This window comes from Sandaracinus amylolyticus, from assembly GCF_000737325.1.
Taxonomy (GTDB): Bacteria; Myxococcota_A; Polyangia; order Polyangiales; family Sandaracinaceae; genus Sandaracinus; species Sandaracinus amylolyticus.
Window position 1 is genome coordinate 6665797 of record NZ_CP011125.1, and the last position, 24489, is coordinate 6690285.

Annotated in this window: 28 protein-coding genes and 1 tRNA gene; 10 read left to right on the forward strand and 19 right to left on the reverse strand. The window is 71.7% G+C overall.

Annotated features, from left to right (window positions below; translation table 11 throughout):
* Positions 1-19: 19 nt before the first annotated feature.
* The 5 genes from DB32_RS28095 to DB32_RS28115 all read right to left on the reverse strand — a co-directional run bounded on the left by DB32_RS28095 (position 20) and on the right by DB32_RS28115 (position 6013).
* The gene (locus tag DB32_RS28095) at positions 20-622 is read right to left on the reverse strand and encodes a hypothetical protein (protein WP_053235719.1); all 603 of its coding nucleotides are present in this window, start codon (positions 620-622) and stop codon (positions 20-22) included.
* Positions 623-678: 56 nt separating this feature from the next.
* Positions 679-1518, reverse strand: coding sequence for an FHA domain-containing protein (locus tag DB32_RS49175; protein ID WP_053235720.1), 840 nt, complete (start codon positions 1516-1518; stop codon positions 679-681).
* A gap of 19 nt (positions 1519-1537) precedes the next feature.
* Complete coding sequence (locus DB32_RS28105) at positions 1538-3748, reverse strand: Stp1/IreP family PP2C-type Ser/Thr phosphatase (protein WP_053235721.1); 2211 nt, start codon at positions 3746-3748, stop codon at positions 1538-1540.
* Positions 3745-5232, reverse strand: coding sequence for an FHA domain-containing protein (locus DB32_RS28110; RefSeq protein ID WP_075097651.1), 1488 nt, complete (start codon positions 5230-5232; stop codon positions 3745-3747). Before DB32_RS28110 ends, DB32_RS28105 begins: the two co-directional genes overlap by 4 nt.
* 88 nt (positions 5233-5320) lie before the next feature.
* Positions 5321-6013 carry a hypothetical protein gene (locus DB32_RS28115; protein ID WP_053235723.1) on the reverse strand — a complete coding sequence of 231 codons (693 nt, stop codon included), beginning with the start codon at positions 6011-6013 and terminating at the stop codon, positions 5321-5323.
* Between the two features lie 116 nt (positions 6014-6129).
* Between DB32_RS28115 and DB32_RS28120 the strand changes: the two genes are divergently transcribed.
* Positions 6130-6516, forward strand: coding sequence for a hypothetical protein (locus DB32_RS28120; protein WP_053235724.1), 387 nt, complete (start codon positions 6130-6132; stop codon positions 6514-6516).
* Positions 6517-6595: 79 nt separating this feature from the next.
* Here the strand turns inward: DB32_RS28120 and DB32_RS28125 are convergent, their stop codons facing one another.
* Positions 6596-7636, reverse strand: a complete 1041-nt coding sequence (locus DB32_RS28125; protein WP_053235725.1) for a tetratricopeptide repeat protein — start codon at positions 7634-7636, stop codon at positions 6596-6598.
* Positions 7620-8654 (reverse strand): low-specificity L-threonine aldolase, encoded by a 1035-nt coding sequence (ltaE, locus tag DB32_RS28130; RefSeq protein ID WP_053235726.1) that lies wholly within the window; start codon positions 8652-8654, stop codon positions 7620-7622. Before ltaE ends, DB32_RS28125 begins: the two co-directional genes overlap by 17 nt.
* A 103-nt stretch (positions 8655-8757) precedes the next feature.
* Between ltaE and DB32_RS28135 the strand changes: the two genes are divergently transcribed.
* Positions 8758-8829: transfer RNA gene (locus DB32_RS28135), tRNA-Thr, on the forward strand.
* Positions 8830-8913: 84 nt separating this feature from the next.
* Here the strand turns inward: DB32_RS28135 and DB32_RS28140 are convergent.
* From DB32_RS28140 to ligD, 3 genes are all read right to left on the reverse strand, one after another.
* Positions 8914-9459: a lipid-binding SYLF domain-containing protein gene (locus tag DB32_RS28140; protein WP_075098047.1), complete on the reverse strand. Its 546-nt coding sequence runs from the start codon at positions 9457-9459 to the stop codon at positions 8914-8916.
* Positions 9460-10121: 662 nt separating this feature from the next.
* Positions 10122-10319: a hypothetical protein gene (locus DB32_RS28150; RefSeq protein ID WP_157069477.1), complete on the reverse strand. Its 198-nt coding sequence runs from the start codon at positions 10317-10319 to the stop codon at positions 10122-10124.
* A 168-nt stretch (positions 10320-10487) separates the two neighbouring features.
* The gene (gene ligD, locus DB32_RS28155) at positions 10488-12212 is read right to left on the reverse strand and encodes a non-homologous end-joining DNA ligase (protein WP_053235730.1); all 1725 of its coding nucleotides are present in this window, start codon (positions 12210-12212) and stop codon (positions 10488-10490) included.
* Between the two features lie 87 nt (positions 12213-12299).
* On the opposite strand from ligD, the gene DB32_RS28160 reads away from it, so the two are divergent.
* Together DB32_RS28160 and DB32_RS28165 are read left to right on the forward strand one after the other, a co-directional pair.
* Positions 12300-12827 carry a hypothetical protein gene (locus DB32_RS28160; RefSeq protein ID WP_053235731.1) on the forward strand — a complete coding sequence of 176 codons (528 nt, stop codon included), beginning with the start codon at positions 12300-12302 and terminating at the stop codon, positions 12825-12827.
* Positions 12828-12857: 30 nt separating this feature from the next.
* A complete protein-coding gene (locus tag DB32_RS28165) occupies positions 12858-14108 on the forward strand; it encodes a hypothetical protein (protein ID WP_053235732.1) in 1251 nt (416 codons plus the stop codon).
* Here DB32_RS28165 and DB32_RS28170 read toward each other — a convergent pair whose 3' ends face one another.
* Both DB32_RS28170 and DB32_RS28175 read right to left on the reverse strand, forming a co-directional pair.
* Complete coding sequence (locus DB32_RS28170; protein ID WP_053235733.1) at positions 14109-14924, reverse strand: sigma-70 family RNA polymerase sigma factor; 816 nt, start codon at positions 14922-14924, stop codon at positions 14109-14111.
* 287 nt (positions 14925-15211) lie between these two features.
* On the reverse strand, positions 15212-16045 hold the full coding sequence (locus DB32_RS28175) for an MBL fold metallo-hydrolase (protein ID WP_053235734.1): 834 nt from the start codon (positions 16043-16045) through the stop codon (positions 15212-15214).
* Between the two features lie 111 nt (positions 16046-16156).
* On the opposite strand from DB32_RS28175, the gene DB32_RS47205 reads away from it, so the two are divergent.
* Entirely contained in the window at positions 16157-16906 is a 750-nt protein-coding gene (locus tag DB32_RS47205) for a hypothetical protein (protein WP_157069479.1), read from the forward strand.
* Between the two features lie 6 nt (positions 16907-16912).
* Here DB32_RS47205 and DB32_RS28185 read toward each other — a convergent pair whose 3' ends face one another.
* Entirely contained in the window at positions 16913-17497 is a 585-nt protein-coding gene (locus DB32_RS28185) for a thymidine kinase (RefSeq protein ID WP_053235736.1), read from the reverse strand.
* A 100-nt stretch (positions 17498-17597) separates the two neighbouring features.
* Here DB32_RS28185 and DB32_RS28190 point away from each other — a divergent pair, with 100 nt between their 5' ends.
* Complete coding sequence (locus DB32_RS28190) at positions 17598-17855, forward strand: hypothetical protein (RefSeq protein ID WP_053235737.1); 258 nt, start codon at positions 17598-17600, stop codon at positions 17853-17855.
* Between the two features lies 1 nt (position 17856).
* On the opposite strand, the gene DB32_RS28195 is transcribed toward DB32_RS28190, so the two are convergent.
* The 4 genes from DB32_RS28195 to DB32_RS28210 form a co-directional block, all read right to left on the reverse strand.
* The gene (locus DB32_RS28195; protein ID WP_053235738.1) at positions 17857-18309 is read right to left on the reverse strand and encodes a hypothetical protein; all 453 of its coding nucleotides are present in this window, start codon (positions 18307-18309) and stop codon (positions 17857-17859) included.
* A gap of 38 nt (positions 18310-18347) precedes the next feature.
* Positions 18348-19166 carry an N-formylglutamate amidohydrolase gene (locus tag DB32_RS28200; RefSeq protein WP_083457867.1) on the reverse strand — a complete coding sequence of 273 codons (819 nt, stop codon included), beginning with the start codon at positions 19164-19166 and terminating at the stop codon, positions 18348-18350.
* A gap of 78 nt (positions 19167-19244) precedes the next feature.
* Positions 19245-19469, reverse strand: coding sequence for a hypothetical protein (locus DB32_RS28205; protein WP_053235739.1), 225 nt, complete (start codon positions 19467-19469; stop codon positions 19245-19247).
* A 15-nt stretch (positions 19470-19484) separates the two neighbouring features.
* The gene (locus DB32_RS28210; RefSeq protein WP_053235740.1) at positions 19485-19919 is read right to left on the reverse strand and encodes a hypothetical protein; all 435 of its coding nucleotides are present in this window, start codon (positions 19917-19919) and stop codon (positions 19485-19487) included.
* A gap of 109 nt (positions 19920-20028) precedes the next feature.
* Here DB32_RS28210 and DB32_RS28215 point away from each other — a divergent pair, with 109 nt between their 5' ends.
* From DB32_RS28215 to DB32_RS28225, 3 genes are read left to right on the forward strand one after another with little or no spacing between them, the layout of a single operon-like run.
* Positions 20029-21531 (forward strand): L,D-transpeptidase, encoded by a 1503-nt coding sequence (locus tag DB32_RS28215; RefSeq protein WP_053235741.1) that lies wholly within the window; start codon positions 20029-20031, stop codon positions 21529-21531.
* A gap of 5 nt (positions 21532-21536) precedes the next feature.
* Positions 21537-22025 carry a low molecular weight protein-tyrosine-phosphatase gene (locus DB32_RS28220; protein ID WP_053238987.1) on the forward strand — a complete coding sequence of 163 codons (489 nt, stop codon included), beginning with the start codon at positions 21537-21539 and terminating at the stop codon, positions 22023-22025.
* Position 22026: 1 nt separating this feature from the next.
* Positions 22027-22884, forward strand: coding sequence for a fructosamine kinase family protein (locus DB32_RS28225; RefSeq protein ID WP_053235742.1), 858 nt, complete (start codon positions 22027-22029; stop codon positions 22882-22884).
* 6 nt (positions 22885-22890) lie between these two features.
* Here the strand turns inward: DB32_RS28225 and DB32_RS28230 are convergent, their stop codons facing one another.
* Entirely contained in the window at positions 22891-23340 is a 450-nt protein-coding gene (locus DB32_RS28230; RefSeq protein WP_053235743.1) for a hypothetical protein, read from the reverse strand.
* Between the two features lie 411 nt (positions 23341-23751).
* On the opposite strand from DB32_RS28230, the gene DB32_RS28235 reads away from it, so the two are divergent.
* A complete protein-coding gene (locus DB32_RS28235; RefSeq protein ID WP_053235744.1) occupies positions 23752-24060 on the forward strand; it encodes a hypothetical protein in 309 nt (102 codons plus the stop codon).
* A gap of 8 nt (positions 24061-24068) precedes the next feature.
* Here the strand turns inward: DB32_RS28235 and DB32_RS48610 are convergent, their stop codons facing one another.
* Positions 24069-24458, reverse strand: coding sequence for a response regulator (locus DB32_RS48610; protein ID WP_053235745.1), 390 nt, complete (start codon positions 24456-24458; stop codon positions 24069-24071).
* Between the last annotated feature and the right edge of the window lie 31 nt (positions 24459-24489).

The window sequence follows — 24489 nt, forward strand, 5'->3', positions numbered from 1 at the left end:
CCGGCGCGTCGGCAACGGCTCAGCGCGTCTCGAGCAGGGCACGCGCGAACGCGAACCAGCGCTGCGAGTCCGCGCGATCCTGCGCCGCGCGCTCGACCATGATGCGGTGATGCACGCGGAGCGGCTCGGGGCCGTCCTCGTCGGGCACCTGCAGCAAGAGCCGCTGCGCGCGGACCTTGTACTGATCGGCGAGCGCGCGACCCACCACGATCACGCCCGCGGTGTCGATCGGTGCCTCGCGATCGTCGGGCAGTCGGACGTGCTTCGACACCCGCGAGAGATCGGTGCCCGAGAGGAACGCGATGCGTTGCAGCTCCGCGAGCGTGCGCCGCGGGAGCACCTCACCGCGATCGAGATCCACGCCCCAGCGACGCGCGTCGATCACGACCTCGCGACGCAGCTGATCGTCGCCGAGGTCGAGCACGATCTCGCGCACCGGCTCCTCGACGCGCATGCGATCGCGGCCGCTCAGCGCGCCCACGCTCTGGCTCACCGCGCCGACCGCGCGACGCCATCGGAAGCGCTCCGGCTTGCGCCCGCGCACGACGGTGAGCGCGCCCTTGAGCTCGCCGCGACGACGCCAGTACTCGACCGCGTCCGTGACCCGCGAACCGTCGTACATCGTGACCCTCCACCGGCCTTTTCGAACGAGGCCGCGCGCAGGGTCAAGAAAGCGGCCTACACCGACGCGCCGTACGCGCGCAGCCAGAGCACCGCGATGATCCCGGACACGCCGCACAGCGTGACCAGGAACAGCGCGAGCACGACGGCGAGCACGAACACCATCGGCCGCGACTTCTTGCCCGCCGCGTCGTCCGCGATCTTCCGGATGTACGCGGTGTCGTGCGCAGCGCTCGGCGGAATCGGCGCAGGCGTGTGGCCGCCGCCCTGCGACGCCGCGACGGCCGACTGGATCATCAGGTCGACGGTCTTCTGCCCGTAGAGCTTCGGCGATGCCCCCGGTGGGATCGGCGCGGGCGAGAGGACCATCGGCGGAGGCGGTGCGCTCGGAGGCACGCCGACTCCCGGCGCGCTCGGAGAGACACCGACGCCCGGCGGCCCGAACGGAGGCGAAGACACCGGCCACTGCGGCGTCGGCACCGCGGCTCCGCCGATCGGCGGCGCGAACGCGGTCGGTCCCTGCGGCGAGACCGGCACGTCGAGCGCGATCGGCGTCGCCGGTGCGGTCGGCGCGCCGCGCCCCGACGTCCCCTGCGCCGTGATCTCCACGCGCACGCGCGGCCCGCCGGTGCCGAACTCGATCTCCTCGCCGCCCTCGAGCACGTGGCGCTGCACCGGACGCCCGTTGACGAGCGTGCCGTTGCGGCTGCCGACGTCGACGAGCACGTAGCGCCCGTTCTCCTTGCGGATCTCGGCGTGGTTGCCCGACGCGTCGAGATCGGCGTGCGGATCGAACGCGTAGTCGTTCGTCGGCAGTCGCCCGAAGCGCACGACGTCCTGATCGACCTCGCGCACGCGGCCCGCGTGCGCGCCGAACGTCTGCTGCAAGCGGAGCATCGGGCGCCCCCTCCCGCGCTCAGAGGACCGAGCCGGGCTCCGCAGGCGCCTGCGCCGGAATCGGTCGCGCCTGCGAGCTCTCGGCCCGCGCGCGCGTCGCGGGCTGCTGCGCGTGCACCGGCGCGGCCGCCGGCGGCGTGCTCGGCGACGCCGTCGCGGCGAGCTCCTCGCCGCCCAGCCCCTCGGGCATCGCGCCCGCGGGCATCGTGAGATCCACGTGCGCTTCCGCGCCCGGCTCGATGGTCACGCGCGCCTCGGCGATCCGCACCTCGCCCTGCCGCACCTCGAGCCGATGCTCGCCCGCGGGCAGCGTCAGCGTCGCCGTGGGCGCGCCCGAGCGCGCGATGCCGTCGACGTAGAGCACGCCCGCTTCGACATCGGTCACGATCGCGACGCGCCCGTACTCGACGCGCGGCGACGCGCTCGGCGCGCGGCTCGACACGGTGCTCTCGATCGTCACCCGCGTCGTCGGCGCGACGTCCGCCGCGCTCGTGTGCTCGCCGGTGTCCATCAGCACGATGAGCGCCGCAACGCACACGAGGATCAGCAGCAGGACGAGCCCCGCGACCCACCAGCGCCCGCCCGCACCGCCCTCCACGCCCGACGCGTCGTCACGCGACGGCTCGAGCTTCACGTCGGCGCCCGGCTTCGGACCACCCGACTTGATCGTCGTCGGACGCGGCGGGAGCGGCTCGGCATCCGCCGGATCTGCAGGCGGCAGCGGATACTGCTGGTACGCGACGCGCACCTCGTTCGACGCAGGGCGCAGCGTCGCGCCGTCGAACTCCGCGACGATCACCGTGATGTTGTCGTGCCCACCGCCGGCGTTCGCCATCGCGATGAGCTGCTGCGCGGCCTCGCTCAGATCGCGCGAGCTCTTCAGCACCTCGCGCATCATGTCGCCGTGGACGAGCCCCGAGAGGCCGTCCGAGCACATCAGCAGGCGATCCCCGCGGCGCAGCTCGAGGAACGTGAGGTCGACCGTGACCTCCTCGGTCGTCCCGAGCGCCTGCAGGATGATGTTCGAGTGCTCGAAGGCCTCGGCCTCTTCTTCCGTGAGCTGCCCGGCCTCGATCAGCTGATTGACCAGCGACTGGTCCTTCGTGATCAGCGCGAACTGATCACCGCGCAGCACGTACGCGCGGCTGTCGCCGACCTGACCGACGAAGAGCGTCGAGTCGATCATCCCCGCGACCGTCGCGGTCGTGCCCATGCCGCGACGCGTGCGATCCATCTTCGCCGCGGAGAAGATGCGCGCGCCCGCCTCTTCCACCGCGCGCACCAGCCGCCGCGCGAACTGATCACGATCCTTCGGCGGATTGCCCGCCTGCATGACCTCGTGGATCGTGTCGACGGCCATCTGCGACGCGACCTCGCCCGCCGCCGCGCCGCCCATGCCGTCGCACACCGCGAGCACGAGCCCGCGATCGCCGAGCGTCGTCTTCAGGATCGCCGGCGTCTCGCCGAGACCGCGACGCTCCTGCGAGAGATCGACGACGAGGAAGTTGTCCTCGTTGTGCTCGCGGACCAGGCCGACGTCGGTGCGGCCGTAGTACTGGATGACGATCCCCTCGGGCGCGTCCTTCGCGCTCTCGGGCGTCAGGTGCTGGATCATCGCGCCGCCGAGGCGAACCGTGGGCTCGCCCTCGCTCGAGCTGATCAGCGTGCCTTCGGTCGACTGCACCGTCGCGACGCGCTCCGTCGCGTCATTTGGAGCGCTCGCGTCGTTCGGAGCGGTCGCGTCGTTCGGAGCGGTCGCGTCGTTCGGAGCCGACGCGTCGGTCGGCGCCGGCGCGTCGCCCCGAGCGACGTCACCGCGAGACGCATCGCTCGACGAGACATCGTGGGGAACGGGTGCCTGGATCGGCGATGGCTCGGTCGCGTCGTCCTCGCGCGAACGCGAGCTCGCCTCGACCACCTCGCCCGAGGGTCGGGGCGCGTCGGTCGTGTCGACGATCGTCTTCTCCGTCGCGTCGCCGCCCGCGATCACCGTCTGGCTGACCGGCGCGACGTCGCTCGCGGAGTGGTTCGTGCCGTGAGTGCCGCTCTCGGTCGGCGCTCCGGGCGACGTGGAAGACGGCGAGGGCGGCGGCGTGCTCACGTTCGCGAGCGCCGCGACCACCGCGTCGGTGAGCGACGAGCCGCTGCCGCGCGCTTCGGGCGCGGCTCCGCCCTCGGCGCCCTGCGCGCCCTCGCCGGCGCCCGCGGCAGCATTCCGGCGGTCGCTCATGCTTGCGCGCGCCCTCCGGCAGGATCGCCGGGTCGATCGTAGCGGAAGAGATGACGTCCGATCCGGAACTGATCCCCGGGGCGCAGCACGCGCTCACCGCGGATGCGGATCGCCGTCCCGTTCGACGAGCCGAGATCGCGCAGCACGAACCGTCGCTGCGAGCGGTCGACGGTGATCGCCGCATGTCGCCGCGACATGAAGGGATCGTCGGTGCACACGATGTCCCCCTGCTCGCGCCCGATCACGGTCTCGTCACGATACAGGTAGTGCACGTCCCGTCCAACACCTTCCGTCGTGTACTGGACGAGCCGGGCGATGCGCGGGACCTCGGGCGTCCCGAACACGAGCACCCCGCGATGCGTCGCCGGGCCGAGCGGCAGCTCGCTCTCCGCGAGCACCTCGAAGCGCACGACCTGCTGCCCGAGCAGGATCATGTCGGCGTCGTGCAGATCGACCGGCTCGCGCAGCCGCACGTAGATCCCGTTGACGCTGTCGAGGTCGCGCAGGACGAGCTGATCGCCGCGCACGAGCACGCGCGCGTGGCGCGCCGAGAGGTACGGATCGTCGGCGAGGACGAGGTGCCCCTCGCTGCGCCCGATGTCGGTCTGCTCGTCGTGGATCGGATAGACGCGTCCGTCCGAGCCGTCCTTGAGGATCGCGACGAGCAGCGCGCGCGGCGCGCCCTCTGCGCGCGGTGCCTCGGCGCGCTGAGACTCGAGCTGCGTCGCCTCGCGGACGCGCGGTGCCGAGATCGGCATCGGCTGCGCGGGCGCGGGCGACATCACGGGCGCGGGCGCGCCGTGCATCGGCATGCCCATCGGCGCGGCCATGCCCATCGGCGCCGCGCCCATCTGCGGCATCGGCGCGGCCCCGTTGTGCGCGTGCGCGGCGTGCGGGTGCCCGGGATGCGGGTGCGCGGCGTGCGGGTGCCCGGGCGGCGGCGCGTTGTTCGGCGCGGCCGCGGCGTACGCCGCGATCGCCGAGCCGACCGTCGATCCAGCGAACGGCGCAGGCGCCGCACCGGCCGCGCGCGAGGGATCGTCCGCGTAGCGCGCCCCGCAGAACTTGCAGAACTCCGCGCCCGCATCGCCCGCCGCGCGACATCGCCAGCACACCGGCCCCGCGCTCGACGAGACCGGCGCGGAGAACGCCGGCGGCGAGAACGCAGGCTGCTGCGGGGGAGAGAACGCGTAGGCCGGCGCCTGCTGCTGCGGTGCGGGGGCCGCCGCGGGAGCGCCGCCGCCGAGCTGGAACCCGCAGTTGTTGCAGAACCGCATGTGCGTCGCGTTCGCGCTGCCGCATCGCGGGCACACCTGCATCGCGGGCGCCGCGGGCGCGCCTTCTCTCTGGCGCGCGATGCCGGTCGGAGGCGTCGGCATCTTCCCCGGTCGCTCCGGCGGAACCCAATCCCCGAGCCGGTGCCCGCAGTCCTGGCAGTAGAGGCTGCCGGACGGGTTCTGCCGACCGCAGTTCTTGCAGTTCATGCCGAGCGCAAGTGGAACCTGCCCGCGGTCCGTACGTCAAGGTCGCAGATCGTCGCGAACACCCCTCGTCCGCGCGCGGGCACGCGGCTCATCGAAGCGCGACCGCGGGCCCGACGAGCACCGAGATCCCGATCGTGATCTGCAGCGCGACGTTCACCCCGAAGTCGCTCGAGCGCTCCACCGCGTCGGGCGTCTCGAAGGGCGCGGTCGCGAAGAGCCAGGTCTCGAGCGCCGTGACGAACACGACCGACTCCGACAGCTCGAGCTCCGCGCCGCCGCCCGCCGTGATCAGCCCGCCGGCGGTCGCGACGCTCGCGGTGTCGCCGAACGCCATCAGCCCGATCCCCGCGTCGACGAAGGGATGCACCATCGTGCTGTCGTCGAACACGTAACGGACGCCGCCGCGGATCGCGTGCAGCGCCGCGAGCTCGAACACCGCGTTGCTGTCGAGCAGCCAGAAGTCGTAGCCGGCCCAGAGCCCCACGCGATCGGCGGTGCGCCGCTCGATCTGCACGCCCACGCCCACGCCGAGCCCCAGCACGCAGCCAGCCGCCGGCGGGCAGATCGTGCTGCGCTCGATCGGTGCATTGGCACCGCCGTGCACCTCGACCGCGAGGGTCGCGGGGTGGTCGTCGGGCGCCGGTGGAGGCTCGACGTGATGCACCACGGAGGGATCGTCGTCGGCGCGCGCGACACCCGCGGCGAGGATCGAGGACGCGAGGGAGAGGATCGCGAGAAGCGCTCCGGAGGCGCGCGGGAACGCGCTCGACGTGTATCTCATCCGGTTCGTCCGAGAGCGCTCACGAGCCCTGAATTCCAGGCGATCGGAGCATTGTTGACAGGTACATCGCCCCCCCTATAGTACCGACCCGAACGCCACCCGAGGAACGAGCTTCGATGGAAATCTTTCTCGACAAGCGCGCCGTGAAGCAGATTCGTACGTCGGCGCAAGACGCTATCGACGAGGGCGATACCGACACCCTCCGAGAGGACATCATCGAAGCGTTCAGCGACGATCAGATCGAAGAGATCGAGCGTCGCGTCGACAGTGTCGACTTCAACGACTTCATCTCCGAGGTGCTCGACGAGTGGTCGGGCGACGAGGTCGACGAGCTCTTCGAGCTGATCGAAGGGCACCTCTCGGAGGCCGGCATCGACGTCAAGTACGCGACCGCCGAGGCCGACGACGAAGAGGAAGAAGAAGTCGAGGACGAGGACGAGGACGAGGACGAGGACGAAGAGGACGACGACGTCTTCGTCGAGGACACCGAAGAAGAGCTCTGAGATCCACGACGATCTCCCACGAGACGCGACCGTGCCTCTGGCCGGTCGCGTCTCGCGTCTTTTCTGGGTCCGACGTGTGTCAGCGACAGTCGCGCGCGCTCCGCTGGAGCGCGCGTCGGTGCGCCGCGCCGACCTCGAGCTCGCCCGTCGCGCGCCGCAACGTCGCGCACCCCGCGTCGCGCTCCCCTGCGTCGAGCTGCAGCTCGCCGAGCTCGACGAGCGCGTCGTCGCGCACGCGTGACGTCGGGAACGCGTCGTAAGCGCGCCGATACGCGCGTGCGGCGGCATCGTGATCGCGCAGCGCGTCGCGCTGCAGGCGTGCGATGCGAAGCGCGGCGTCGGGCATGCGCGGCTGGGTGTAGCTGCCGGGCGGAATGCCCTCGGAGCGCGGCGTGATCATCCGCTCGAGGTACGCGATCGCGGCGCGCGGATCTCCGTCCTGCTCCGCGAGGTCCGCGAGGCGCCAGAGCGTGTCGTCCCAGCGCTCGCCCTGCGGGTACGGGTGCTCGTCGGCGATGCGCTCGTAGAGCGCGCGTGCCGCAGCGCGCTCGCCGCGCGCGAGATGGATCTCGGCGAGGTGCGTGAGCACGTCGTCGTGCAGATCGCTCGACGCGACGTGGCCGTCGAGCGCGCGCAGCTCCGCGAGCGCGACGTCGTCGCTCTCCTCGCGCAGCGCGCGCACCAGCAGCACCAGCGCACGCGACGCCTGACCGTGCGACGGATGATCGCGCACGACGACGCGCAGCGAAGCGAGCGCGCAATCGCGCTCTCCGCGCTCGAGCCGCAGCCGCGCGGCTTCGAAGCGTGCGCGCACCGTCCGGCGCGCGATCGGCGTGCGCTCCGCGATCCGATCGAGGATGGCGAGCGCGTCGTCGATCGAGCCTTCGCGCCGGAGCGCCTGGGCCTGCCGCCACTCCGCCTCGTCGCGATCGACGCGACGCTCGGCGTGCTCGGCCGCGCGCTCGTATGCGATCGCGGCCTCGCGATCGCGACCGTGCGAGTGGTGCCGGCCGGCCTCCGCCATCGCGTCGAGGTGCGCCTCTCCGCGTGGCTGCGAGATCGTGGGCACACATCCGGCGATCGCGATCGCGATCGCGATCGCCTCAGCGCATCGCCCCACGCATCGCCTCGCCGAGCACCGCGATCGCGCGATCGATCCCCGCGGCGTCGACGTCCAGGTGCGTCACCGCGCGCACCGCGTGCGGCCCGACGGGCGCGATGCGCACGCCCTGCTCCGCGGCGAGCTTGCAGAGCTCGGGCGCGCTCACGCGATCGAGCTCGGCGATCACGATGTTCGTCTCGACGCGCGCGAGATCGATGCGCACGCCTTCGATCGCCGCGAGCCCGCGCGCGAGTCGCTTGGCGTTGTCGTGATCCTCGCGGAGCCGCGCGCGATGATGATCGAGCGCGTGGAGCGCGGCCGCGCAGAGCAGCCCGACCTGCCGCATCCCGCCGCCCAGCATCTTGCGGAGGCGCAGCGCGCGATCGACGTCGGCGCGCGAGCCCGCGATCACCGAGCCGACGGGCGCGCCGAGCCCCTTCGAGAAGCACGCCGACACCGTGTCGAACGGCGCGCAGATCTCGCGCTCGCTCACGCCGCACGCGATCGCCGCGTTCCAGAGGCGCGCACCGTCGAGGTGCAGCGCGAGCCCGCGCGCCCGCGCCTTCTCGCAGACGGCGCGCAGCCGCTCGATCGGCCACACGCGCCCGCCGCCGCGGTTGTGCGTGTTCTCGAGCGCGACGAGGCGCGTGCGCGGCGCGTGGTAGTCGCCGGGCTGGATCGCGCTCTCGAGCTCGCGCTCGTCGAAGAGGCCGTCGGTCCCGCCGACCTCCGCGAACTGCACGCCGGCCCACGCCGCGCCTGCGCCCGACTCGTAGAGCCGCACGTGCGCACCACGCCCGCAGATCACCTCGTCGCCCGGGCGGCAATGGAGCAGCAGCGCGATCTGGTTCGCCATCGTGCCGCTGGGCACGAAGAGCGCTGCTTCCTTGCCGAGCACCTCGGCCGCGCGGTCCTCGAGGCGACGCGACGTCGGGTCCTCGCGCCAGACGTCGTCGCCGACCTCGGCGCTCGCGATCACCTCGCGCATCGCGGCCGTGGGGCGAGTCACCGTGTCCGAGCGGAGCTCCACGATCATGGGCCGGATGCTAACGCATCCACGCGCGCGCGATCGAAGTGGCTCGCATCGCTTGACAGGAGCCGCGGACTGCGTCAGGAACGCGGTCCGTTTCGCGGGACCTGCCGCTTTAGCTCAGGGGTAGAGCAACGGTTTCGTAAACCGTAGGTCCCCGGTTCAAATCCGGGAAGCGGCTGTAGAGAACGAGGAAGGCGCGACGATCGGACGAGCTCCGACGTCGCGCCTTCTGCTTTTCCGGCGCGCTCACTCGAGCCGTACGTCACTTCGAGATGTACGTGATCGACTCGCCGCCGACGGTCGCGCCCGCCATCAGGCCCGACTGCGAGTCGATGAACACGGCCGTGCCACCTTCGAAGTTCGCCTGCGCCGCGGCGCCCGCTTGGATCGCGGTCGCGGTGACGCCCGCGGTCAGGTCGAAGTTGCCCGCGCGCAGCCGCTGCAGGGCTTGGCGATCCTCGAAGACGACGAGCTGCGAGTACGACTGCCCGCCGATCTGCGCGCCCACGGTGCCGCCGCGCAGCTCTGCGTAGCCGGTGGGCCGGCCGTTCTCGTACACCACGCCGACCGACTGCGCGCCGCCCACGATGAAGCCGCCCTCGGTCACCTCGGGGAAGACCACGTACCCGGCGGCCCGGCTCAGCAGCGGTCGCAGGCTCGTGTCGCGCGCCATCATCGTCTCGAGCGCGCCGTCCGCGCGGGCCTCGAGCGCGCGCTGGTCGGGTCGCGACTCCGGCGCGCTCGCGCATCCGAAGAACAAGCCCGCAAACAAACCGAACAGCATCTGGGCCCGCAACATCCTCTTCATGTCCATCTCCCTCGTCGCGTTCGTTCGTCGCAGACGACGAGAGAGACGTGTGCGCGCGACGTAAGTACCTACAAGCGAGGCACCCCGTCGCGCCTACACGTGCGTTGCCGACGACGTCGCGCGCGATCACGCGGTCGCGCGACACACGTCGATCGATGCGTCGACGAGCCACTCCCGACTGCGCGGCAGCGTGCGATCGCAGCAGCGCGAGCTCGACGCGCGCTCAGCGAGACGCGCGCGGCCCGCTACGAACGCCCTCCACGGAACGCGAGCGGGTGCGAGCAACGCAGCTCCGAGCAGCGCAGCTCCGAGCAGCGCAGCTCCGAGCAACGCAGTGCGAGCAACGCAGCGCGAGCAACGCAGCGCGAGCAACGCAGCGCGAGCAACGCAGCGCGAGCAACGCAGCGGGCGCACGCACCTCGGTGCACCACGAAGTTGGTGCGATGCGGCGACGCGTGCGGACCGACCACGACCCCCCGTCGCAGACTCCGACACGCGTCGCCGCGTACCGATTCGGGCCCCCCTCTAATCCGGCCCCCAGAATCGTCGCAACCACGTTCGTACCGGAGCCACTCACGCCGCGATACTTCTACCTGCGGACAAAACGCATCGACGAAACACGAACACGAGCACGCGGCTCGCTCTCGCCGCGTGCTCCGATCTCAGGCCTCTCCGCCGACCGCACGGAGCGCGAGCGCGGTCGGGAAGACCTCGCCCATCGCCGCGTCCACGGCCTTCCTCTCCGCGCGGTCCTGCTTCTCGCGCTGGAGCCAACGGAGCTGCAGCTCCGACGTGACGAGACGTGCGTCCAGCCGCAGGAGCCAGTGACGCAGCGCCTGGAGATTGGGGACGACGATCATGATCATAGTGAGCGAGCGTCAGTGCAACGCACGGGCCGCCTCACCCGCTCACGCGCGCGGCGCTCGCCACGCGGCGTATCGGCCCGCGAACCATCGTCGCGCGCCACACGATCGTGCCTCGACGCCCCGAGGGGACGCGCGCCATGACGCATACGGCCTCATCGCCGATCACGTCGCGAGCGCGTCCAGGATCTCTCGCGTGATCGACTGCCTCACGCTGCGCATCGCTGCCCAAGGATCGCGCCTCCGCTTCGCGATCCACTTCGGCGCGGAGCGCACGTCGAACTGAGCCGGCGTGACCTTCTCGATCTCCGACCACGCGAGCGGCATCGCGACCGGCAGGCCGTCTCTCGCGCGCGCCGAGTAGGGCAGGATCGCGGTGTTCCCGCGCCCGTTGCGCAGGTAGTCGACGAAGATGCGCCCGGTGCGCTTGGACTTCGACATCTCGGCCAGATAGCGGTCCGGTGCGCGATGGCTGATGTCGAGCGCGAGCGCGTGGGCGAAGTCCTTCACCACGTCCCAGCCGTGACGGCGCATCAGCGGCACGACGACGTGGAGGCCCTTGCCGCCCGTCGTCTTCACGAACGACTCGAGCCCGATCGACGAGAGCCGCTCGCGCAGCGTGAGCGCGCCCTCGACGACCTCGGCGAACCCCACGTCCTCCGCGGGATCGAGGTCCATCACGATCCAGTCGGGCTTCTCGATGGCGTCGACGCGCGCGCTCCAGCCGTGCAGCTCGATCGCGCTCCACTGCGCGAGCGCGACCACGCCGGGCTGCGTACGCACCGAGAGGACCTCTTCGCCCCACGGCGCGTGCGCGACGTGGATGTGCTCGCTCATGCCGGGGTGCGAGTGCTTCTGGTAGAAGCACTGCCCCGCCGAGCCCTCGGGACAGCGCACGAGCGCGAGCGCGCGATCGGCCGCGTGCGCGAGGAAACAGTGCGCGACCTCGGCGTAGTAGCGCGCGACCTCGATCTTCGTGATGCCGCTGCCGGGATCGACGACGCGCCCGCCGTTGCTGATGCCGACGCCGGCGACCTTCTCGCGCGCGCCCGTGTCGCGGCGCGGCGCGCGGGTCGGGCCTCGGTACGCGCCCTCGCGCGGTGCGACGTCCCACTTGCGCGGCGGCGTGTGCGCGCGCGGCTTCTTCGTGGCCTTCTTCTTCTTCGCCGGCTCGGAGGGCACGGGCTCGGCGGGCGCGCGCACCGTCTTCGCGGCGTGCTTCACGCGACCTTCGCGCGCCGCGGCGCGGATGCGCGCCTTCGCGCTCGGCACGCCCTCGCTCGAGCCGCGGTTCGAGTGCCAGACCTTGCGCGAGCGTCCCTTCGCTTCGGCGATCTCGTCCATCGACCGACCGCTCTTCACGCTCGTGAGCGCGACGTCGGTGATCTCCTCGCCCTCGTGCTCCGCGACGTGCTCGTCCGATCGTTTGAACAGCAACCAATTCGCGCGGCCACGATCCTCGGGACGCGACTTGAGCCGCACGAGCGTCCAGCGTCCCTCGAGGCGCTCGCCGTGCAGCACGAAGTCGAGCTTGCCCTTCTCCATGCCGACGCGTGGATCGCCGACGGGCTCCCACGTGCCGCGATCCCACAGCATCACGGTGCCGCCGCCGTACTCGCCCTCCGGGATGATCCCTTCGAACGTGCCGTACTCGACCGGATGATCCTCGGTCTGCACCGCGAGGCGCTTCTCCTCGACGTCGTAGCTCGGGCCCTTCGGCACCGACCAGCTCAGGAGCACTCCGTCGAGCTCGAGCCGGAAGTCGTAGTGCATGCGCGACGCAGCGTGCTTCTGCACGACGAAGGACCAGCCCGTCTTCTTGCGGACCTTGCCGCTCGGCTCGGGCGTGCGCGCGAAGTCGCGTTTCTGGCGATACGTCTCGAGTCCCATGCCGTGGAGACGATGTAGACCCCTCGATCCGCGCGGGAAGAGCGATGGTTCCGTCCCCGTACAGAGCGTGGTATCCAGCGGCCCGCCATGACCCACGCACGCATCACGACGCTCGCGCTCTCGATCGCACTCTCGATGCTCGTCGGATGCGGCGGCGGTGGCGCGCGCGCGGCGCTGCAGGTGCAGCAGTACCCCGGCGACTACAACGCGAGCCCGCGACGTCTCGAGTCGCTCGCGCGCGAGTACGAGAACACGTTCGGCTGCACCGAAGCGGACAGCATCTCGATCGTCGGCATGGGTCCCGGCGTCTATGCAGTGTCCGGCTGCAACGCGATGCGCGACTACATGCTCGGCTGTCGCCCCGGCGGCTACGGTCAGATCTGCGACTGGACGGCGATGCCCGATCTCGCGCAGCAAGCCGCGGTCGATCTGAATTGCGGACCGCAGTACATCGACGTTCAGCTGGGCGTTCAGGGCCAGCGCGTCGCGGAGGGCTGCGGCTACCGCGCCGTGTACATGATGCGATGCGGCGGAACCTGCAGCTGGGTCCTCAGCGCGCCGGTCATGCAGGCGACGCCCACCGAGCAGGGCGGCGGCGGCTCGTACACGTACTGATCGAGCACACGCTCCTGATACGCTCCGCGCATGGTCGGTGAGCGCGGCGCGGTCGACGGCGTGGTGTGGGGCGAGCCCGTTCGCGGCGTTCGTTTCGGGCTGCGTCCGCCGCCCGGCGAGCTCGAGGCGGGCAGCAGCATCGCGCTCGAGCTCGTGTGCGAGAACCGCGGGCTCACGCCGATCTGGGTGTTCGGCTTCCAGAAGGGCTATCCGCGCAGCCTGCGCGTGTCGCCGCCGAAGCCGGATCGTCCGTACATCCGCGTGTCGTTCGCCGACGTGAACGTGCTGCACGCGCCGGACGCGTTCGTGCGCGTGATGCCGAACGAGTCGGTGCGGACGTGGCTCGATCTCTCGTTCGCGTTCGATCGGCGCGGCGCGGGCGCGTGGTCGATCGCGTTCGCGTACGACGCGATCCGCGGGGCCGGCGGGATGCGCGCGTGGAAGGCGCCCGACGACACGATCGCGCAGACGGGCATCGCGTCGATCGTCGTGTCGCGCGCGCGCTCGCTCCGGGAGGCGGGCATCGACGATGCGCTCGAGGCCGAGCTCGACGCGATGCTGCTCGGCGGGAGCGCGAGCACGGTCGATCGACTGCGTCAGCTCGGTCGCGGCGGTGGCGCGTATGCAGCGCGTCGCTTCGCGCGCGTGCTGGTCCCCGGCGCGGATGCGACGCTCGGATGGAAAGCGCTCGACGCGCTCGAGCTGCTCGGGGCGGAAGGTCTCGCCGCGGTGCAGGCCGCGCGCGAAGATCTGCCGCACGCAGCGAGCGCGCTCGACTTCGCGGCGGAGTGGATCGCGTTCCGCCTCGGTCGCGAGCCCGCGCCCGAGCACCTGCCCTTCGTGACGATGCTCGAGCAGCTCGTCCATCAGCCCGATCGCCGCGGCAACCTCGTCGTGACGTGGACTCCGCACGACTCGCCGGTGCACGGCTCGCAACGCATGGAGATCTTCGGCAACGGCGACCGCATCGTCGTCGTGCGCCCGGCAGGACAAGCGGTGCCGTCGACGCGTCGCACGCTGATGGGCGCGATGCCGATGCAGACGCTGCTCGAAGCGCTCGTGTGGTCCGGCGTCTGGCTGCTGCGACCGGTGCGGACGCAGGGCTTGCCCGACGAGCCGCGCCCGGCGCTCGAGGTGCAGCTGGCGCTGGGCGAGCCGTTCACGCGCAAGATCGCGATGTGGAACGGCGAGTGGCGTCACGGCCCCGCGTTCCGTCTCGCGGATCTCCTCGATCGCCTCGCAGCGGCGGTGCGCCCCGAGTCGCTCCCGCCGCCGCGCTGATCACGCCGCCATCGGCTGATACGCCGCGAGCGCGGTGCGCAGGCGCGAGCACGCGCGCTCCTCGAGCTGACGCACGCGCTCCTTGCTCACGCCCATCTCGACACCGAGCGCCTCGAGCGTGATCGGCTCGTCCGAGAGCACGCGCGCCTCGACGATGCGCCGCTCGCGATCGCTGAGCTTCGCCAGCGCGTCGTCGAGCACCTCGCGCACGCCGCGGATCTCGAGATCGCGCGCGACCTCGTCCTCCGGCGACACCGCGACGCCGGGCAGACGATCGAGCGCCGACGACTGATCGTCGTAGGTCGCGTCGAGCGAGACGTCGCCCTGCGAGAGCAGCGGCCAGAGCTTCTCGCATCGCGCGAGCGGCATCCCCGAGCGCGCGGCGAGCTCTTCCACCGAGTCGACGCCGGTGCGACGGAAGCTGCGGAGCGCGCGGCGCTCGGTGCGCGTGGTGCCGAGCCGCACGATGCGATAGCTGCGGATGACGTACTCGCGGATCTCGGCGCGGATCCAGTAGACCGCGTAGGTCACGAGCCGGCACTCCTTGCTCGGGTCGTACTTCGCGGCGGCGCGGAGGAGCCCGAGGTTGCCCTGCTGGATGAGATCCTCGAGGGGCACGCCCCAGCGGCGGTACTCCTTCGCGATGCGGATCACGAAGGGCAGGCTCGCCTCGACGAGCTTCGAGCCCGCCGCCGCGTCGCCCGCGGCCCAGCGGCGCGCGAGCTCGCGCTCGGTCTCGGGATCGAGCTGCTCCACGCCGCGGAGATCGTTGCGGTAGCGATCGAGCTGCGAGGTGGTGCGGACGAGCGACGACATGAGCGACCTCCGTTCGGCGCACCGTCGCTCTGCACCGTGCATGCCCGCGTCGAGATGCCGCGGAACCTCGAAGAACCAGGCGAATTCTCACGGCGGAGCATGCGTGCCGCGCGAGCAGGGAAGCCGCCGCGGCAGGTTGCCGCGGCGAGCACGCGTGTGGGTCGGAGGAGGCGCGACGCGCGCGTCGCCAGGCAGGCGATCCGACGCGAAAGTCACGCGCTCGCGCTCGACGGACCGCGCCCGCTCGATGGATCACACCGCGCTCGATGGCGCGCGGATCCGGAGCCTCAGAGCATGTCGATCACGAGGCCTTCGTACGCGGCGAGCGAGTCCGCGAAGAGCTCGCGGGCACGTCGCTCCTTCTCGCGCACCATCGCGTCGGTCTGGCTCGGGTCGTGATGGAAGAGCACGTATTTCTTGATGCCCGCGGCTTTCACCAGCGCGACACCGGCCTCGAAGTGCGAGTGACCCCAGCCCGTCTTCGGGATGCCACCGCGCTCGCCCGAGTACTCCTCCGGCGTGTACATCGTGTCGAACACGAGCACGTCGGCATCGCGCGCGAGCGCGACGAGCTTCGGATCGGGGATCGAGTAGTGCTCGGTGTCGGTCGCGTACACGACCGAGCGGCCCTTGTAGTCGACGCGGTACGCGAAGACGCCGCCGGGGTGATTGCCGGCCGCGCTCGTCACGCGCACGTCGTCGTCGATCGTGACCGTCTCGCCCTCGCGCAGATCGTGGAACTGCAGCGACGCGGGCAGCGTCGTGAGGTGCACCGGGAAGTTCGGCGTCTCCATCTGACCGGCGAGCGCGGTCTCGACGGTGCCCGTCACGTTCGCGGCGCCGTACATGTGGATCGTGTTGCCGGGCACGAACGCGGGCGCGAAGAACGGGAAGCCCTGGATGTGATCCCAGTGGACGTGGCTGAAGAAGAGATGCGCGGTGAGCGGCATGTCGCGCAGCCACGAGTTGCCGAGGAGGCGCAGGCCGGTGCCGCCGTCGAAGATGATGCGGGCGGTGCCGCACCGGACCTCGACGCAGCTCGTGTTGCCGCCGATCTCCGCGGTGTCGGGGCCCGGCACCGGGATGCTTCCGCGGACTCCCCAGAACCTGAGCCGGAACATCCGCGCCTTCCCCCCTCGAGAGCGCGAGGATAGGCCGGTCGCCGGGCGGAGATCAATCACGCTGATGGCGGGCTGGAACGCCGGAACCGCGCGTGTCATCACGGCGCGGCCGTGTCGATCCCGGTGCGAGTCCCGAGCCCGCGAGAGGACCAGCCGCGTCCCGCGCTGCTCGCAGCAGTGGCGGTGATCGCGCTCGCGACGGGGCTCGGCCTCGCGAGGTGGGGAACCTACGGTCGCCACGGGAGCGACGGGACCGAGACCGAGACTGCAGTCGCGCCCGCGACCGAGCCCGAGCCCGAGCCCGAGCTCGCGACCGACACTGCGGCCTCCGCGCCGACGACCGAGACCGCCGAGACCGAGCCGACCGAACCGACCGCTCTGCTCGAGCCCACTGAAGCGCCCGACGTCGTCGCGCCGTCGGAGGCCGAAGCGGTCGCTCCGCCTCCCGAGCCCCCGAGCACACCGCCCTCGCCCACCACGCCGGCGCGCCCGAGCCCGGCGTCCGCGCTGCAGCTCGTGCGCGGGCGCGTCGCGTACCTGCGCTGCGATGGTGTCCCGCAGCGTCGCGGGCCGGTGCCCTGCCCTCGCGACGAAGCGCTCGAGGCAGCGGCGTGGAACGCCATCGCGACCGTCACGTCGTGCGCGGAGCTGCCGGCCGCCGAAGGCGAGGCCGACATCGTGATCGACTTCGACGGAGGCGAGACCGAGATCAGCGCGCGCGATCGGTTCGCGACCGACGTCGTGCGGCTCGACGGAGCGCGCGTCGCGGCGTGCGTCGCACCCGCGCTCGGCGCGGTGCCGCAGACGATGGGCGCGTCGCGCCTCGTCGTGTCGTTCCGCTTCGCGCTGCGCGCGCGCTGAACGCGATCAGAAGAGCCGCTCGGTGCTCGGCTCGGCGCGCGGCGAGTGACAGCGCCGACAGCGCGGCTCGTATGCGTCCTTCGCGCCGACGAGCACGCGATCACCGCTCGCGATCATCCGCTGCGAGCGCCCCGCGGGCTGGCCGCAGCGGCTGCAGATCGCGAGCGTCTTCGTCACGTACTCCGCGATGCACAGCAGCGCCGGCACCGGCTCGAACGGCTTGCCCGTGTAGTCCTGATCGAGCCCCGCGCAGATCACGCGCACGCCCGCATCGGCGAGCCGCTCCGCGACCTGGACGATCCCCGCGTCGAAGAACTGCACCTCGTCGATGCCGACGACGCGCGTCTCCGAGTGCACGGCGCGCGCGATCTCGTCCGAGCTCCCCACCGCGACCGCTTCGATCGAGTGCTCCGAGTGCGAGACGATCTTCGTCTCGTGGTAGCGATCGTCGATCCTCGGCTTGAAGATCTGCAGCGGTTGACGCGCGATCGCGGCGCGCTTGAGCCGGCGGATGAGCTCCTCGGACTTCCCGCTGAACATCGGCCCGCAGATCAGCTCGATCCAGCCGATCTCGCCGTGCATCACGTGCATGGCGCGCCCCTCTAGCCCTGGCCCCGGAACCGCGCAACCTCACTGGAACGCTGCACGAGGGGCTTTTGCCCGACCAGCGTCTCGTGCTAGCTTGCGAATCGTGGACGTCGTCTTGCGCAAGGTAGGACGCAAGCCCGGCCGGGCCGTCATCGGTCGGCTGTTGCGACCGCCGCGCAAGGGCAGCGTCCTGGTCATCGAGTTTCCCGACGGCTTGCACGAGTACGTGACCACTCCGGTGAAGCGCGTCCTCCGCATCTGCGGCCGCGAGATCTACTACATCCAGACGGCGAACAGCCGCTATCGCCTCGAGATCCGCTCGGGCGAGAGCGCGGCGATGGAAGCGCCGGTCGCTCGCTGAGTCACTCGAACGTGCGAACGAGCGCGTCAACGTCCGTCCGCGTCGCGGGCTTCGGCGTCCACCGCACGAACAGCGTCGCGCTGACCGCGACCGGCGCGGCCAACAGCGCGATCCCGAGCGCGACGTCCTCGAGCGCGCGCCCGAGCGACACGCGGTAGGACACGCGCACCGTCGCGAAGCCCGCGATCGCCACGAGGAGCAGCGTCAGCGTCCACAGCACCGGCGCGCGATGACGACGCACGAGCGGCGCGATCGCGCCCATCAGCGCGCCGAACGGCACGACCAGCACGGCGCCGCGCGTCAGCAGGTACGACAGCTCGATCCCCGGCACGTCGAGCACGCGCGCGACGACGCTCACCTCGAGCGCGAGCAGCGCGAGCGCGAGCTCGGCGAGCACGACGCCCTTCCACCAGCTCGGCGGCGATGGTCGGAGCGCGGCGATCTCGGGGTCCATCGACGTGCTCCGACCGCTGGCGTTCGCGACGGTTCCCGTCAGCGTGGCGCGAGGTCGAGGTGCGCGAGACGGTCGAGCAGCGTGCCCGCGAGATCGCGCAGCCACGCGAGCTCCGCGTCCTTCGGGCGGCTGCTCGGCTCGTCGACGTAGAGCGCGCGGTTGAGCTCGATCTGGATCGCGTGCACGCCCTCGTCGGGGCGCCCGTAGTGCCCGGTCGTCCAGCCGCCGCGATACGGATCGTCGTGGCGCACGCTGAGGCCGGCCGCGCGGAAGTGACGCTCGACCACGTCGATCACGCGCGGGTCCGCGCTCGTGCGGCCGCGCGTCCCGGGCACCACGTCGGCGCGGCGGGTGGCACCATCGCGCGAGGTCGACGGCATCGAGTGCGCGGCGACGAGGATCGCGTAGCCGAAGCGCTCGCGCTTGCGCTCGAGCGTCTCGCGCAGCGCGCGGTGGTAGGGATCGTGGAACGCGTCGAGGCGATCGCGCAGATCCGCGTAGCGCAGCGGGCTCCGGAGCGCGGGGCGTCCATCGGTCGTCACGCGCCACACGACGCCGCGCGCCTGCGTGGGACGCGGCGCGGGATGATCGGGCACGGTGTCGCGATCGACGTCGTCGGGCGCGCGGTTGAGATCGATGACGTAGCGCGAGACCTTCGCGACGAGCAGCGTCGCGCCGTGCGCGGGCGCCTCGTCCCAGATGCGATCGACGTAGAGATCGGAGTCGCGCAGCACCGCCTCGCGCGGGACGATCAGCGAGGACGCGACACGCTCGGGGATCGCCAGGCCCGCGTGCGGGACCTCGACCACGACCGGTGTCTCGGCGCGGTCGGGCGCATGGAGCGAGTAGAACGTCATCGAGCGTCCGAGGGATGTAGCACGAGGTGATCGTGCGCACGGGCCGCTCGAACGACGAGGGGCCCGCGCGCGATCACGCTACTCGCTCGGCGCGGCCCCGTCCCGCTCCGCAGCCTCGGCCGCCTCCGCAGCGTCTCGCGCCTGCGACCGCGCGCGGATGTTCTGCAGGTGGATGACCCACGCGACCGACGCGACGATCAGGATGAACGCGACGAACGCGACCGCGACGATGCGGCCGTCGAAGCGGCGCGCGGGCGGCCGGGGCGTCGCGGGAGACGAGGTGCTGGCGGAAGACGAGGTCACGCGCGTGTTCTGGGATCAGGACTTCTTCTTCGCCATCGGGGGGGGCGGCGGCGGGGTCGTCTGCTCCACGAGCCACGCCTCGGACGAGATGAAGAGCACGCCGTCCGACTCGGTCTTGTCGGCGAGATCGGGGTGATCGGTGATCACGCGCTTGAGACCGGTCGCCTTCGCGCTCGCGACGAGGCCCTTCTCCCACGCGTCGGCGGCGGGCTGGCTCTTCAGCGGGACGATCTCCACGAGGTCGCGGATCAACTTCATCTGCGGCTCGACGGCCTCCTGCTTGAAGCCAGGCACCGCGGCGAGCATCGCCTGCACGCGATCGAGCACCCAGTCGGTGGTCTTCGGCTTCTTCCCCGGCTTGCCGAGCACACGACGCACGACGTGCTCGGGGGGTGTGCCTGCCGCCACCGAGGCGTTCACGAACAGATCCGGACCCAGAAGGCTGTCCACGCACACCTCCGTCAGAGGCCGAGATGATAAACGCGCGCGCGGCGGTCGCAGCGGCTTTTTCTCGGGCGTTGACCCAGCGGCTCGGACGTGCTTTCACGTCGGCCCCGCGATGCGTCGCAATCTGACGATCCTGGTGGGCATCGTCGCGATCGTCGGGCTCGCGACCGCGGGCCTGTCGGCGATCGCGGGGCACGGCCCGAGCGGCGCATCGGCGACGACCGAGATCGCGCGCGCGCCCGACGAGCCGCTGCCCGAGCCCACGTCCGAAGAAGAGCGCGCCGCACGCGAGCGCGAGCACCAAGCGATGCTCGATCGCGACTACCCGCTGCACGGTCTGGTGACGAAGACGCAGCTCGTGGTGCGCGCGCGGCCGGAGCCCGAGGCGAACATCGAAGGATGGCTGCGCGTCGGCTCGCACCTCCGCCTCAAGCGCGAGAGCACGCGGACGCCGACGTGCGCGAGCGGCTGGTACGAGCTCTGGCCGCGTGGGTTCGCGTGCGCGGGGCTCGGCGTCGACGTCACGGAGACGGCGCCCGAGCACGGCCGCGAGGTCGCGCCCGATCTCGAGAGCGCGCTGCCGTACCACTACTACTTCGTGAAGGAGCCGCAGGTGCCGGAGTGGCACCAGCTCCCATCGCGCGACGATCAGCGCGCCGCGATCGCGCACGCGACGCGTTATCTCGAATTCCTGCGCGACGACGAGCGACGCGCGGCGCGGCTGCGCGCGGGCGAGCTCGCGAACGAGCCCGGCGCGCCGCGCGAGGTCGCGCGCTGGCTCGATCACGGGTTCTGGATCGCGTCGAACGCGACCGAGGTGCGCTCGCAGCGTCGCTTCGTGCGCACGGTGCGCGGCAGCTACGTCAAGGAAGCGCAGCTCGAGGAGCGCACGGGCTCGCAGTTCCACGGCGTCGAGCTCGACGAGACGCGCACGCTGCCGATCGCGTGGACGGTGCGCGCGGCGCGACCGCTCGCGCGGCGTGATCGCGAGGACGGCACCACGCGCCTGATCGAGGTCGAGGGCGAAGAAGCGATCGAGCGGCTCGAGGTCGTGCCGTGGCAGCGACGCGAGCGGATCGGGGATCGCATCTATCACGTGGTCGACGGACCGAACGGCGAGGTGCGGTATCTGCGCGACTGGTTCGTCGCGGTCGCGGAGCGGCGCGACCCGCCGGCGGGCGTCGCGGCGCACGAGCCCTGGGTGCACGTCGATCTCTCGGCGCAGACGCTGGTCGTGTATCGCGGTCCGACGCCGATCTACGCGACGCTCGTGTCGAGCGGGGTCGAGGGGCACGTCACGCCGATCGGCGAGTTCACGATCCGGCGCAAGTTCGTGACCGACACGATGGCGGACCTCGGGCCCGAAGCGGGCGACGATCGTTATCGCATCGAGGACGTGCCGTGGACGCAGTACTTCGACGGCTCGATCGCGCTGCACGCGGCGTTCTGGCACGGGCAATTCGGTATCACGCGCTCGCACGGATGCGTGAACCTCGCGCCGCGTGACGCGCAGTGGGTGTTCCAGCACACGTGGCCCGAGGTGCCCGACGGTTGGCACGGCGTGTCCACCGAGGGCACGGGCGTACGCGGCAGTCGCGTGATCGTGACGGAGTGACGACGATGGCGAAGAGCGGCGTGGTGCGGGTGTGCTTCGTGTGCCTCGGCAACATCTGTCGCTCGCCCACGGCGGAGGCCGTGTTCCGTCGCGACGTCGAGGCGGCGGGGATCGCGCATCGCTTCGAGATCGACAGCGCGGGAACGGGTGACTGGCACGTCGGCGAGCTCGCGCATCCGCGCACGCGCGCGACGGCGGAGCAGCACGGCATCGCGATCACGCATCGCGCGCAGCGCTTCACGAGCGCGGACTTCGCGCGCTTCGACTGGATCGTCGCGATGGATCGCGGGAACGTGCAGGCGCTCCGCGATCTCGCTCCGGACGACGGCGCGCGAGCGAAGATCCACATGTTCCGCGCGTGGGAGTCGGACGCGCCGCTGCACGCGGAAGTGCCGGACCCGTACTACAGCGGGCAGTTCGATCTGGTGCTCGAGATCTGCGAGCGCGCGTCGGCCGGTCTGCTCGCGCACCTGCGGGCGAAGCACGGGATCTGACGTGGACCGCGCGATCGCCGGCGCGCTCGAGCGCGCGCTCGGGGCGCGCGTGGTCGATGCGAGCCGCGTGTCCGGCGGTGACATCCACGACGCGTGGCGCGTCGAGCTCGCAGACGGGCGTCGCGTGTTCGTGAAGAGCGCGCGCGGCGCGGGCGATCCCGAGACGTTCCCGTGCGAGGCGCGCGGGCTCGCGTGGCTCGGCGAGGGACCGCTGCGGGTCCCGCGCGTGCTCGCCGTGGAGCCGCGTTTCCTCGCGCTCGAGTGGATCGAGCGGGGACGTCCGGCGCGCGACGCCGACGAGGCGCTCGGTCGTGGCCTCGCGGCGTTGCATCGGCTCGGGGCGTCGGGCTTCGGGCTCGATCACGACAACTTCCTCGCGACGATCCGACAGGACAACGCGCGCGAGGACGACTGGCCGACGTTCTACGGGCGACGTCGGCTCGAGCCGCTCGTGCGGGCCGCGATCGCGCGCGGCGCGAGCTCGCCGTCGATGGTGCGCGCCGTCGAGCGCGTCATCGCGGAGCTGACGCGGCTCTGTGGCCCGGCGGAGCTTCCGTCGCGGCTCCACGGCGATCTCTGGAGCGGCAACCGCATGCACGACGAGCAGGGCGCGCCGGTGCTCTTCGATCCCGCGGTCTACGGCGGGCATCGCGAGATCGATCTCGCGATGATGCAGCTCTTCGGCGGCTTCTCGGAGCGCGTCTTCGATGCGTACGACGAGGCGTTCCCGCGCGCGCCGGGGCACGAAGCGCGCGTGCCGCTCTACCAGCTGCTCCCGCTGCTCGCGCACGCGGTGCTCTTCGGGCGTAGCTACGCCGCGTCCGCCGAGGACGCCGCGCGACGCGCGCTCGCCGGCTGATCGGAATCAGCGCACGACGCGCGCACGACGCGAGCGTCGCGCCGCCTTCTCCTCGGCCTCGACGTCCGCGACCTCGCCCGCGAGGTGCACCACGCGGCGCATCGTGAGGCCGAGCGCCTGGCTCGCCTCGCGCACGCCGAGCCCGAGCCGACGCACGAGCATCGTGACCGCCTCGCGCTCCGCCCCGTCGAGCGCCTCCCGCGCGCGCGCGAGTCGCTCCACCGCGACGATGCCGGGCGACGGAAGACGGATCTCGTCGACGACGTCGAGCTCGCGCGTCCGACGCAGACGATCGTCGCCGCGCAGGATCTCGCGCACGCGCTTGCGCGCCTGGGCGATGCTGCCGCCACGCGCGGTCGGCGCGCGCGCCGATGCGGGACGCGCAGTCCACGTGCCGTCGTCCTCGCGCTCGAAGATCACACGCTGTCGTTCCTCGATCGTCTCGCGACGCGCCATGTCGCTTCGCATCGGCCCCGTGGCCGAGGGATCCAAGCGCGTGGCGCTCCATACGGTGGCGTATGGCGCGGCCTCGGCCGACCTGGTCGCGATCGCGCGGCGACACTGAAACGCGCGACAGCACGCACGAATCGGAGTTGTGGTCGCGGCGCGGGGGGATAGATGAGCGGCCGCGAGGCCCGGTGCGCGCGACCCCCCGAGCGCGCCGTGTGCACGTGGCCCCGGGCGAGTCGAGCAGCCCCCCCGAATTCGCCGGCTCGCCCGGGGTCCGCAGTTCCCCTCGCGCAGGTCCCTCACGGGTCCCGCGGCTCGTGAGGGCGCGTGCTCGCGTGCGCACGCGAGCGCCGATTCGGCGCGAGGTGGTTGCCAGGGCTCTCGTCGTGCTCAGGTGTCGCTCGACTCGGGTCGCACATGGACGAGGACGAACGACGCACTCTGTGGTCGCAACGGTACGAGCAGCTGGCCGCTGCGGTGCCGGACGCCGCGATCGTGCTGCCGCCACCGGCGTCGTGGTCGGATCGCTCGGCGGCGGCGCGGATCCTCGTCGGCGTCATCGCCGAGGAGCTCGAGCTCAGCCGCGATCCCGAGCGCCGCGCCGAGCTCGCCGCGCTGCAGATCAAGTCCGTCGTGCTCTCCGTCGAGGCGCGGAAGCACGCGATCGTCGAGGACCTGACCCGCGCGGCCGCGCACGACACCACGAGCTCGCGCCGGAGCGCGTGAGCGCGCGACTACGACGCGCGACGGGCGTTCGTCCGCGCCCACCCGAGCAGCTCGCGCAGATCGTCCGAGAGCATCGGCTTCATCGCGAAGCGCTCGACCGTCGCGTCGTCCGGCAACGCGTCGGGTGGTCGCCCGGACAAGAGCACGCGGAGTGATCGCGGTGAATGCTCGCGCGCGTGCGCGAGCACGGCGAACCCGTCGTCGAGCGCGGTGAGCGATCCGTCGCACACGATCACGTCGAAGTCGCCGGTCTCGATCGCAGGTCGCGCGACGTCGGCGGTGGGCGCAGTCACGACCTCGCACGCCATCTCCTCCAGCACGCGCCGGAGGAGCGAAGCGAGCAGGACGTTGTCGTCGACCAGCAGGACGCGGAGTGACGCGCCGTCGATTGGGGGCATTCGATCGAGGATAGGCCCGAGCACGCTCGCA